The sequence below is a fragment of the Streptomyces sp. A012304 genome (assembly GCF_026008495.1).
GTDB lineage: Bacteria > Actinomycetota > Actinomycetes > Streptomycetales > Streptomycetaceae > Streptomyces.
The window spans coordinates 21,364-32,158 of record NZ_BQUN01000176.1 but is presented as its reverse complement, the minus strand read 5'-3'; the positions used below and the strand labels follow the sequence as shown (position 1 = coordinate 32,158).

The window sequence follows — 10,795 nt, the reverse complement described above, 5'->3', positions numbered from 1 at the left end:
CCCGCCCGCCGGCCGGCGGGCCCACCCCGCACAACAACCAGGAGAACCAGTCGTGAACAACCCGTTCGAGGACCAGGACGCCACCTACCTCGTGCTCGTCAACGACGAGGCGCAGTACTCGCTGTGGCCCACCTTCGCCGACGTCCCCGACGGCTGGAGCGTCGCCCACCCCGAGGACACCCGCGAGGCCTGCCTGGAGTACGTCGAACGCACCTGGACCGACATGCGCCCCAAGAGCCTCGTCGAGGCGATGAACGCCGGCGCGGGGGAGCGGGCCGAGCAGTGAGCACCGCCCCACCCCGAGTCGCCATGGATCCGGCCGAGTTCGCGGCGGCCATGCAGAGCGAGGAGTTCCGGCGCGACCCGTACCCGACCTACGCCCGCATGCGGCGGACCTGCCCGGTGTACCGGGCCCCGCAGGGCGTCTGGTACCTCACCCGGCACGCGGACGTCGAACAGGCCCTCGCCGATCCGAGGCTGTCCAACGACCGTGAGCGGATGACCCGGGCCCTGGTGGCCCGGGACGGCCGGATGCGGGACCTCAGCCGGCTCACCGCACGGCTCGGGCGGGTCATGAGCAACACCGACCCGCCGGACCACGCGCGGCTGCGGGGACTCGTCAACAAGGCGTTCACCGCCCGCCGCGTCGCGACGCTGCGCGGGTGGATCGGCACGGTCGTGGACCGGCTCGTCGACGACGCCGTCGCCGCCGGGGCGCCCACCGACCTCCTCACCGCCGTCGCCGCGCCGCTGCCGCACACGGTGGTCTGCGAACTCTTCGGCATCCCCGAGGCCGACCGGGACCATGTCACGGAGTGGTTCCGCGGCCTCGGCCGCATCACCGAGGACATCGCCCGCGCCGAGCGGGTCGTGGAGGACTTCGAGGACTATCTGACCCGGCTCGTCGCCCAACGGCGCGCCGCACCCGGCGACGACCTGATCAGCGCCCTGGTCACCGCGCAGGCCCGCGGCGACCGGCTCACCGACGACGAACTGCTGTCGACCTGCTTCATGCTCATCACCGCGGGCGACGAGACCACCACCAACCTCATCGCCAACGGCGTCCTCGCCCTGCTGCGCCACCCCGACCAGCTGGCCCGACTGCGCGCCGACCCGGAGCTGATCCGCGCGGCCGTCGACGAGACGGTGCGGCACGACAGCCCCTCCCAGGCCATCGTCCGCGTCGTCGCCGAGGACGTCACCCTCGGCGGGCGCACCCTGCCCGCGGGCGACCTCGTCTATCTCGTGCTGGCCGCGGCGGGCCGTGACCCCGACCGGCACCCGCACCCCGACCGCTTCGACCTGACCCGCCCGGCCAACCGCCACCTGGGCTTCGGCCACGGCCCGCACTTCTGCCTCGGCGCGCCCCTGGCCCGTCTGGAGACCGAGCTGGCCATCGGCACCCTCGTGCGCCGACTGCCCGGGCTGCGCCTGGCCGTCCCCGACGACCGGCTCCAGTGGCGGCCCAACCCGCTGCAACGCCGACTGACGGCGCTGCCCGTCACCTACACGGACGCCGTCCCCGGCACCCAGGAAAGGAAGTGACCCGCATGCCCCGCGAGTTCCGAGTGCGCCGCGAGCAGGTCCTGCCCGCCGCGCCCGAGCAGGTGTGGAACGCGCTCACCACCGGCGAGGGCAACCTCGGCTGGCTGTACCCGATGGACATCGAGCCCCGCGTGGGCGGCGCGGTCTCCCGCGGCTCGGCCACCGTCACCGAGTGGGAGCCGCCCCGCAGATTCGCCTGCCGGACCGCCGACCAGGGCGGTTTCACCAACACCCTCAGCTACGCCGTCGAACGGCACGGCGACGGAAGGGCCACGCTCTCCACGCTCTCCATGGCCATCCACTGGGTGCACACGGGCACCCCCGACGACGGCTGGGACACCCGCGCCGACGCCGCCGAGAAACACGTCGACTTCTACCAGCACAGCCTCGCCGAGTACCTCCGCCACTTCGCCGGTCGCCCCGCCGTCTACGTCGAGGCGACCCGTCCCCGGCCCGCGGTCGGCCCAGGCGCCTTCACCGCCGTACACGAACGGCTGGGGGTGCCCGCCACGGCCGCCGCCGGGGACGCCCTGAAGGTGACCCTGCCGCACCAACCCGGCGGGACCGTCGAGGCGACGGTGGACTTCCGCGACGCCGACTTCCTCGGCCTGCGCACCGACGACGCCCTGTACCGCTTCTACGACGGCAGCCGCTGGGACTGGCCCGTCCGGCTCGGCCACCACCTGTTCGCACCGGACGCCGACGCGGACCACGCCACGCGCGCGTGGGACGAGTGGCTGGCGGAGGTGGCGGCCTGATGGAGACACCGCTGTACTCGGCCGAACTCGTCGAGGAGGACGGCGTCTTCAAGCTCGTGGTCACCGACCATCTGCGGGACACCGTGCAGATCTCCTACGTGCCCAAGAGGGCCGTCGACAAGCTTCCCTACTTCCTGTCCCTGCTCGACTCCCGCCAGTTCGGCGCCTTCCGCTGAACCCCGCACCACAGTCCCAGGAGAACCGCCCCACCATGCCACCGACCCACCCGACGGCCGTCGCGCACCCCGCCTCCGGGCGGCACCCGGCGGACCGCTGGTTCCGGGTGCACCGCTCCCGCGCCCCGCGCCCGGCCCGCCGGCTGCTGTGCTTCCCGCACGCCGGCGGCACGGCCCAGCTCTTCCACGGCTGGCCCGCCCATCTGCCCGACGACGTCGAACTCCTCGCCGTACGCTACCCGGGCCGCCAGGACCGCCTCATGGAACCGTGCATCACGGACATGACCACTCTGGCCGACGCGGTCACCGAGGCCCTCGCCCCGCTCTCGGAGCTGCCGCTCACCCTCTTCGGCCACAGCATGGGCTCCGCCGTCGCCTACGAGGTGGCGCTGCGCCTGGAGGCCCGCGGCCTGCGCCCCGAACGCCTCTTCGTCTCCGGGCGCGCCGCACCCCACCGCGCCCGCCCGGCCCCGGTTCCCGACGGCGACGACGACGCCCTCGTCGACACCGTGCGGGGCCTCGGCGCCTACCAGTCGGAGGTCTACGACATCCCCGAACTCCGGGAGCTGCTGCTGCCCGCGCTGCGCGCCGACTACCGCCTCGTCCAGAGCTACTGCCCGTCCCGCCCCACCCCGTTGCGCACCCCCGTCACCGCGTACACCGGCCGCGACGACACCAGCTGCCGCGCGGAGACCGTCCACGCCTGGGCGGACCTCACCGCACCGGGACGCTTCGAGCTGCGCTCGTTCCCCGGCGACCATTTCTACCTCGTCGCGCACGAGGCGGAACTCGTGGCCGACATCGCCGCCCGCCTCACCTCCTGGGACACCCGTGCTGAAACATGACACCGCCGGTCACCCGCCGGCCGCCCGGAGAGCCGGACCTCCTAGGACCGGAACTGCCCGCCGACCCCGCCGGCGGCCACGGCGGAGCTCGAACAGGGACCCGTCGTCCGGGCCTGGCTGAACGACAGCCCGCCCGTGTGGCTCGTCACCCGCTTCGAGGACGTCCGCGAGGGACTGCGCGACAGCACCCCGCTGGACCGGCACCCGGACATGTGCCTCGCGGAAGGCCCGGAGAGCCCGCGCCGTATCGTCGTCCCCGGCACCCCGCCGCGTCTGCCGAGGCCGGCCGTGCGGGTGTGACCGGCCGCCGTGCGGGGACCCCCGGCCCCCGCACGGACCGGGCTGCCCGTCGGCCACGGAGCCGACCGCCAATTACCGTGGCGAGGCCCGGGCGTTGGAGCTATGCTCCCCGCGATGACGACTTCCTCCGTTGACAGATTGGGGGTCCCGTCCACGCAAGGTGAGTGCTGATGGCCACTCACCTCGCGAACGGGAATCCCCTCCTTTCCTTCTGGCCGCGTGTGCGTGAGTACGCCGTGCCGCCCCCCATGATCGAGACCGCGACCGCCCGTCGTCGGGCCGGCGACTGGGCGGGGGCGTGCGCCGCCGCGGGCTTCGACGTCGACCTCCATCCGCGTTCCGTGGCCCGCGCCCATGGCCGCGACCTCGCCGACCGGATCCGCGCCGACCTGCGGCACCTGGCGCCCGACCTGCTGCGCTGGCACATGCCCAGGATCGCCCCCGACGGCCTGCTGCGCCCGGGCCTGACCCTCACCCTGGCCCGCTACGCCACCGGACGCGACGACGCGCCCCCCGTGCACCTCGTGGCGCGGACCCCACCCGCCTGGGCGGACGCCGGCCAGCGGATCAGCCTCGCTCTGTGGGACGGCTCCCGGGCCGACGACGGCGCCCGCCGCCACCCGCACCCGCTGCCCAGCCGACGCTTCCGCCTCGATCTGCACCGCCACCTGTGGGACGTGCGCAGGGCCGAGGAGCTCCGGGTCCGTTCGGGGGCCGACCGGCCGCCGCCGGACGAGCACGCCGGAGCGGACCCCGACCTGTGGGGGACGCTGCCGCCGGGGGACGGCCGCGCCGTCGACCGCTGGGCGGCCGAGGCCGCGATCCTCCTGCGCGCCGAGTCACGGCCCGCCGGTCGCGTCGCCGTGCGGTTGGGATCCCGCCACCGACTGGTCCTGGACGTGGAGACGGACGCGGACCCGGCCCACGCCGGGCCGCCCGTGCCCCGGATCACGGCGGCGGCACCGGACGACGGCTCCCGGCCCCTGCCGGTCCTGCCCGACGCGGCGACCTGGACCCTGCCCGACCTGGACCTGCTGCGCGCCGGAGCGATCGACGCCGACCGGCTGCATCCGCTGGTCGCGTCCGCCCTGGTCCCGGGCCACCCGTCGGCCGTCCGCCCCCGCACCGAGGACCCGGCGGCACCCGCACGCCTCGTGGAGTGCAGAGGGGCCCGGCACCACATCGGCCTGGTCGACGGGGTGCTGGCCCCGCTGGACCACGACCCGGACGAGATCCGCCGCGAGGAGCTGCTGGCCGCGCTCGGCGGCCCGCCGCTGCCCTGTCTGCGGGCCGTCGACGAGGCGCACCGCCGCCCCGACTGCCTGGCCGGGGTCCGTGAACGCCTCCAGCACGGCGACACGGCCGGCGCGCTGGCCGTCGTCGAGGGCCTGCTCGGCCCCGACGTCCTGCTGCGCGACGGCGCGCTGCGGGACGCGCTGGAGGACGCCGCGCGGCGGCGGATCGCCTACGGACTGTTCCGGGCGGGCCTCGCCGGACATCGGTCCGAGCACGGGTCCGCGGACGCCGGCCGTCCCCTTGACCGGCGCCGACGCCCGCGCCACGCGACCTTCCACTGACCCACCGGCCTGGCCCTCGGTCCCTGTCCGCGTACGCCCGCTGACGAATGCCGCTGACCGACCCCGCTCACGCACCCCGCTCACGACGCCCTGTTCACGAACACCGCCCACGAACCCGAAGGTGATGAAACATGCCCACGTGCACCGCGTCCACCCTCTCCGACCCGGCCGCCGACTCCCAGCTGGACGTCGCCGGCGACCTGCTGGCCCTGCTGCGCCGGACCACCACCGAACCCCGTCCCGACACGCAACTGGAGGCCCTGACCCTGGCCGTCGCCGCCGACCTGCCCGTCCTGCTGTGGGGTGAGCCGGGGATCGGCAAGACCGCGGCCCTGACCCAGCTCGCCGAGGCCCTGGACCTGCCGCTGACCACCGTGATCGCCAGCGTGCACGAGCCGTCCGACTTCTCCGGGCTGCCCGTCGTCGGGGACGATCCCGCCGAGCAGGGCGTCCCGATGGCCCCGCCGGACTGGGCGGTCCGCCTGGTCCGGGCCGGCCGGGGCCTGCTGTTCCTGGACGAGCTGTCCACCGCTCCGCCGGCCGTCCAGGCCGCCCTGCTCCGCCTGGTGCTGGAACGGCGCATCGGCGCCCTGCGGCTGCCGCCCGGCGTGCGGATCGTGGCGGCGGCCAACCCGCGGGCCTCGGCGGCCGACGGCTGGGAACTCAGCCCGCCCCTGGCCAACCGGTTCGTCCACGTCCAGTGGGCCCACGACCATGAGGTCGTCGTACGCGGACTCGGCGGGACCTGGCCCCGGGCGACACTGCCCCGGCTCGACCCCGGACGGCTGCCGCAGGCCGTGGACTTCGCCCGCCGCGCGGTGTGCGGGCTGCTCGCCGCGCGGCCGGGGCTCGTGCACCGGCTGCCCAGCGGCGAGGCCCGCCGGGGCGGTCCCTGGCCGTCGCCCCGCAGCTGGGAGATGACCCTGCGACTGATCGCCTTCGCGACCGCCGCCGGCTCCTCCCGGGAGGTGCTCTCCCTCCTGGTCCGGGGCACGGTCGGCGACGGCCCCGGACTGGAACTGCTGGCGAGCGTGGACCGGATGGACCTGCCCGACCCCGAGCTGCTGCTCGCCGACCCGGCCGGGGCCGAGCTGCCCGAGCGGGGAGACCTGCGGCAGGCCGTCCTGGACGCCGTGGTCGCCGCGGTCCGCAAGCAGCCGGACAGGTCCCGCTGGGACGCGGCGTGGACGTTGATGGTCCGGGCGGTCGAGAGCGGAGCCCCCGACCTGGTGGTCGTCCCCGCCACCACGCTCGCCTCCCTGCGCCGCGACGACTGGGACGTCCCGGCGTCGATCGAGCGGCTCGCCGGAGCGGTGGACGTGTCCCGGCGGGCGGACCGGGCGGCCGCCCGCACCGCCGCCGCCAAGGCCGGCCGATGACGGCGGACGCGCCCGGCGCCCTGGACCTCGACAAGCTCTTCGCCGCCCGCCTGCACGCCGTCCGGGTCCGTCCCTATCTGGCGACGGCGCTGTTCGCCCTGCACCCGGTGGAGTCGCGGCAGGTGCCGACCATGGCCGTCGACCGGCACTGGCGGTGCTACGTCTCGCCCGCCTTCGTGGCCCGCACACCGGTGGAGGACCTCGCCGGAGTGTGGGTGCACGAGGTGTCGCACCTGCTGCGCGACCACCACGGACGCAGTGACCGGGTGGCCCGCGAGCGCGGGCTGACCGGAGCGGGCGAACGCCTGCGGATGAACATCGCCGCCGACTGCGAGATCAACGACGACGCGTTCGGCGAGGGCCTGATCCGGCCCGCGGGCGCCGTCGGCCCGGACACGCTGGGGCTGCCCGAGGGTCAGCTGATGGAGGACTACCTGCGCTGCTTCCGGCTGGGGCAGCACACGGGGGACCTGGCCTGGCTGGACTGCGGCAGCGGCGCCGACGGGCTGGACCGGGAGTGGGACCTCGGCCCGGACGGCGCCCACGGCCTCAGCGCCCAGGAGCGGGACGCGGTCCGCTTCCGGGTGGCGCAGGGCATCACCGCCCGCCCCGGGACGGCGCCGAGGGGCTGGCGACGATGGGCGGAGGAGGCGTTCCACCCGCCGCAGCCCTGGCGGGATCTGCTCGGGGCGGCGGTCCGTTCGGCGGCCTCCGCGGGCGGCGCGGGCGAGGACTACACCTACGGCCGGCCCGCGCGACGTTCGGCCGCGGTGCCCGGCGCGGTGCTGCCGAGCCTGCGGCGCAGACCGCCCCGCGTCTGCGTGATCATCGACACCTCCGGGTCGGTCAGCGACACCGAACTGGGCAGCGCCCTACTGGAGGTCACCGCGATCTCCCGGGCCGTGGGCGGCCGGCGCGACCTGGTCACCGTGATGTCCTGCGACGCGGCGGCCCGCGTCGCGCACCCGCTGTGCCGCGCCGAGGGCATCGCGCTGACCGGCGGCGGCGGTACGGACCTGCGCACGGGCTTCACCAAGGCGCTGCGGGCGCGGCCCGCCCCCGACGTCGTGGTGGTCCTCACCGACGGCCAGACACCCTGGCCGACGACGCGACCGCCCTGCCGGACCGTGGTCGGTCTGTTCCCCCGGCGGGCGGCGACGCGCCCGTGGCACGAGAACGACCCCGACTACGTGCCGGACGCGCCTCCCGAGTGGGCCCGCGTGGTGACCATCGGAGAATGACCCCCATGATTGATCACATAGAGTCACTGATCGTGTACAATGAGTCACGGTGCGGGGTGTGCCGCACCTCGCGCCGCCTGGGGATCCCTCGTGCCCCTCCGCCCCTACCGACCGCAAGGAGTAGCCGGTGATCGAACGACTCTGGCTTCACCCGCCGCTCGCCTTCGCCCGGGTGGGCCCCTCTCCCGTCCCGTGCGACAACTACCGCTGGGGGCCGAGCGACCTCACACCACGCGGCACGGGCAAGACCACCGTCGTCCCGGACGTCACCCTGGACCTCGCCGAGGACGGGACGCTCAGCGAGCGCGTACCGCAGAGCGTGCGGTTCAAGGACGAGACGGGCTGGCGGCCGGTGTGCCCGTACTTCGAGCTGCACGGGCGGTGGACCGTCGACGGACGCTCCGACAGCGGGCCCGTGACCGAGCGACAGCTCGCCGAGTCCGGGCTCAGCCTGGCCGACGTCCGCTGGGAGATCTCCGTCGCCAACCTCAAGGCGCACCACCTCACCCAGCGGGACGGCGACCGGGTCGAGGCCCGCGTCGAGGTCACCGGCGACGACCACGGGCGGCACGTCCTGGCCGGGCGCTCACCCCAGGGCGAGGACGCGCTGGTGCCGCCCGGCAGCAGCATCCCGCTCGGCGTGGTGCAGCTGCCCGTGCCCAACCCCGCCCTCCCGGAGCTGCGCCTGCGGTTCACCCCCGGGACCGGCGTCGTGTACGGACCGCGGGATCTGACGGAACGCACCAGGAGGTACGAGATCCCGGCGGAGCGCCGCATCCTCAACCCGGCGGCGGCATGGGTGGGCTTCGCGCCCAGCACGGCCGACCCGCGCACCGTGCCCGGCGCGCTGTTCGGGGGCGCGGAGAACGGCGTCAGTCTGGGCCTCGTCGACGACGTCTGCGACGGCACCGTCACCGTCCGGCTGCCCGGCGGGCTGTCCGCCATCGCGCGGATCGTGTCCGCGCCGCCCGACTTCACCCCGGACCGCAGACCGTTCGTCTCCCTGGCCGACGGTCTGACCGACCGGGTCAAGCGGGAGGAGGTGCACCGGCCCGACTACCTGGCTGACGAGCGGCAGACCGCCCTGGAGGTCCGCGACCTGTTCGAACGGGTGCTGGAGACCATGAGCGGCGTCAACGTCGACGTGCAGAACGAGCGGGCGGCCCGGACGAACGCCGTCATCGCCCCCGAGCTGAACGTGTCGCGGGCGGACGCGCGTGCCCTCGCCTTCGACCCGCCGCAGCCGTTGCTCGGGCTGCTGCTCGCCCTCACCGAGCGCGGTCGGCGCCGCCACCGCCGGTTCGTGGCCCTGGAAGTGCTCGAGGACATGATCCGTGAACAGCCCGGTCTCATCGAGCAGGTGGTCCGCCGGCCCGCCGTCCTCGCCGCCGAGGGCGGCAACTCCCTGCGCTCCTCGCGGTTCTACAACCAGCAGATGCCCAGCGGCATGCGCGGCTCCGACGCGTACCCCATGCACCTGACGCGCCGCCAGTACGACCTGCTGGTCGGCTGGGCCGCCAGGCTGCGCGAGAACACGGAGCCGAACACATGACGGTCCTGCTCCGCATCGGCCGCCGCCCGCCCGCCGAACAGATGCCGCCGAGCCCTCGGCCACCCGGGGGAAGCGCCGAGTTCAAGGTCTTCCGCAGCGCGCACGGCGCGCACCTGTTCGTCGCCGACGGCAGCCGGATCTACGACCTGCCCGAGCCGGTCGCCGCCCGGCTGGAGCGAGGGGCCGACGCGCCCGGCGGCTCGCTCGACGACCTCGCCCGTGAACTCGGACTGCCGCTGTGGGACCAGCGGCGGATCGACGGCACGCCCCTCGACCCGCCCGCGCTGTCCTCCCTCTCGCTCAACGTGATGCAGGCCTGCAACCTCAGCTGCGGCCACTGCTACGCCGACGAGGGACGCTTCGGCGGCGCCGCCCGCGCGATGCCCCGCCACACGGCGTACGCCGCGGTCGACCGGCTGCTGTCCGAGGCCGCACCCGGAGCCGACGTGGTGGTCGGCTTCATGGGCGGCGAACCCCTGCTCGCCCGCGACCTGATCCACGACGTCGTGGGCTACGCGGTACGGGCCGGCGCGGACAGCGGGCACCCGGTCCGCTTCTCCCTCACCACCAACCTCACCACCGTGCGCCCGCAGGACGCCCGGCTCTTCGCCGAGCACCCCTTCACCGTCACGGTCAGCCTGGACGGCGACCGGGCCGGCCATGACGCGCTGCGCCGCGCACCGGGCGGCGCGAGCGCCTACGACCGGCTGCGGGCCGGCCTGGACGTGCTCGCCCGCCACGGCCGGCCACGCCATCTGGCCGCCCGGGTGAGCGTCACCCCGCGCACGGCCCGGCTCCTGGACGTGCTGGAACACGGCGTCGGACTCGGCTTCGACGACGTCGGCTTCGCCGCCGTGGTCAGCGCCCCCGATCCGGCCTACGAGATCGACGCGGCGACGTTCACCGGCTTCCTGGAGCAGATGGTGGAGTGCGGCGAGCGCGCCCTGGGGGAGTGGTCGGCCGGGCGGCACTATCCCTTCGGGAACCTCACCACCGCCCTGCACCAGTTGCACCGGGGCACTCACCGTCCCTACCCCTGCGGCGCCGGCGCCGGCTACCTCAGCGCGTCGGCGGAGGGCGGGCTGTACGCCTGCCACCGCCTGGTCGACGACCCCGCCTTCGCCATGGGCTCGGTCACCGACGGCCCGGACGCCGAGGCGCGCCGCGGCCATCTGGCGGCCCGCCATGTCGACCGTGCGCAACCCTGCCGTTCCTGCTGGGCCCGGTACCTGTGCGGGGGCGGCTGCTACCACGAGGTGAGCCGACGGGGACGGCCGGGCTGCGACTACATCCGCGGCTGGCTCGCCTTCTGCCTCCGGGCCTACGCCGAACTCACCCAGGCGGCACCCGAGTTCTTCCGACGGCCGCCGGAGCCGGCCCCCATCCTCGCAGGCGGCGCCGGCGCCGCCGGACTCGTCTGAA

General features: G+C 75.1%; 11 protein-coding genes. All 11 read left to right on the top strand.

What is annotated here, in order from left to right; all coding sequences use genetic code 11:
* Nucleotides 1–52: 52 nt before the first annotated feature.
* The 11 genes from ALMP_RS35785 (at nucleotide 53) to ALMP_RS35735 (ending at nucleotide 10,794) form a co-directional block, all read left to right on the top strand.
* Nucleotides 53–286, top strand: coding sequence for an MbtH family protein (locus ALMP_RS35785; protein WP_264935951.1), 234 nt, complete (start codon nucleotides 53–55; stop codon nucleotides 284–286).
* Entirely contained in the window at nucleotides 283–1,545 is a 1,263-nt protein-coding gene (locus tag ALMP_RS35780; RefSeq protein WP_264935940.1) for a cytochrome P450, read from the top strand. The genes ALMP_RS35785 and ALMP_RS35780 overlap by 4 nt, the downstream gene beginning before the upstream one ends.
* 5 nt (nucleotides 1,546–1,550) lie before the next feature.
* The gene (locus ALMP_RS35775) at nucleotides 1,551–2,303 is read left to right on the top strand and encodes an SRPBCC domain-containing protein (RefSeq protein ID WP_264935938.1); all 753 of its coding nucleotides are present in this window, start codon (nucleotides 1,551–1,553) and stop codon (nucleotides 2,301–2,303) included.
* Entirely contained in the window at nucleotides 2,303–2,479 is a 177-nt protein-coding gene (locus ALMP_RS35770; RefSeq protein WP_264935937.1) for a hypothetical protein, read from the top strand. The genes ALMP_RS35775 and ALMP_RS35770 overlap by 1 nt, the downstream gene beginning before the upstream one ends.
* 35 nt (nucleotides 2,480–2,514) lie before the next feature.
* Entirely contained in the window at nucleotides 2,515–3,324 is an 810-nt protein-coding gene (locus ALMP_RS35765) for a thioesterase II family protein (RefSeq protein WP_264935935.1), read from the top strand.
* A gap of 135 nt (nucleotides 3,325–3,459) precedes the next feature.
* Nucleotides 3,460–3,624: a hypothetical protein gene (locus tag ALMP_RS35760; RefSeq protein WP_264935934.1), complete on the top strand. Its 165-nt coding sequence runs from the start codon at nucleotides 3,460–3,462 to the stop codon at nucleotides 3,622–3,624.
* 170 nt (nucleotides 3,625–3,794) lie between these two features.
* Nucleotides 3,795–5,201 carry a hypothetical protein gene (locus tag ALMP_RS35755; protein ID WP_264935933.1) on the top strand — a complete coding sequence of 469 codons (1,407 nt, stop codon included), beginning with the start codon at nucleotides 3,795–3,797 and terminating at the stop codon, nucleotides 5,199–5,201.
* A 131-nt stretch (nucleotides 5,202–5,332) separates the two neighbouring features.
* Nucleotides 5,333–6,580 (top strand): MoxR family ATPase, encoded by a 1,248-nt coding sequence (locus tag ALMP_RS35750; RefSeq protein ID WP_264935932.1) that lies wholly within the window; start codon nucleotides 5,333–5,335, stop codon nucleotides 6,578–6,580.
* Nucleotides 6,577–7,821, top strand: a complete 1,245-nt coding sequence (locus ALMP_RS35745) for a VWA-like domain-containing protein (protein ID WP_264935931.1) — start codon at nucleotides 6,577–6,579, stop codon at nucleotides 7,819–7,821. Before ALMP_RS35750 ends, ALMP_RS35745 begins: the two co-directional genes overlap by 4 nt.
* 127 nt (nucleotides 7,822–7,948) lie before the next feature.
* Entirely contained in the window at nucleotides 7,949–9,373 is a 1,425-nt protein-coding gene (locus tag ALMP_RS35740; RefSeq protein WP_264935930.1) for a hypothetical protein, read from the top strand.
* A complete protein-coding gene (locus ALMP_RS35735) occupies nucleotides 9,370–10,794 on the top strand; it encodes a radical SAM/SPASM domain-containing protein (protein WP_264935929.1) in 1,425 nt (474 codons plus the stop codon). Before ALMP_RS35740 ends, ALMP_RS35735 begins: the two co-directional genes overlap by 4 nt.
* The last annotated feature ends 1 nt before the right edge of the window (nucleotide 10,795 follow it).

What these genes read in the sequence shown, in the direction of transcription:
- ALMP_RS35770 (WP_264935937.1), top strand. Translation starts at nt 2,303, where the DNA reads ATGGAGACACCGCTGTACTCGGCCGAACTCGTCGAGGAGGACGGCGTC.
- ALMP_RS35745 (WP_264935931.1), top strand. Translation starts at nt 6,577, where the DNA reads ATGACGGCGGACGCGCCCGGCGCCCTGGACCTCGACAAGCTCTTCGCC.
- ALMP_RS35735 (WP_264935929.1), top strand. Translation starts at nt 9,370, where the DNA reads ATGACGGTCCTGCTCCGCATCGGCCGCCGCCCGCCCGCCGAACAGATG.
- ALMP_RS35755 (WP_264935933.1), top strand. Translation starts at nt 3,795, where the DNA reads ATGGCCACTCACCTCGCGAACGGGAATCCCCTCCTTTCCTTCTGGCCG.
- ALMP_RS35750 (WP_264935932.1), top strand. Translation starts at nt 5,333, where the DNA reads ATGCCCACGTGCACCGCGTCCACCCTCTCCGACCCGGCCGCCGACTCC.
- ALMP_RS35775 (WP_264935938.1), top strand. Translation starts at nt 1,551, where the DNA reads ATGCCCCGCGAGTTCCGAGTGCGCCGCGAGCAGGTCCTGCCCGCCGCG.
- ALMP_RS35765 (WP_264935935.1), top strand. Translation starts at nt 2,515, where the DNA reads ATGCCACCGACCCACCCGACGGCCGTCGCGCACCCCGCCTCCGGGCGG.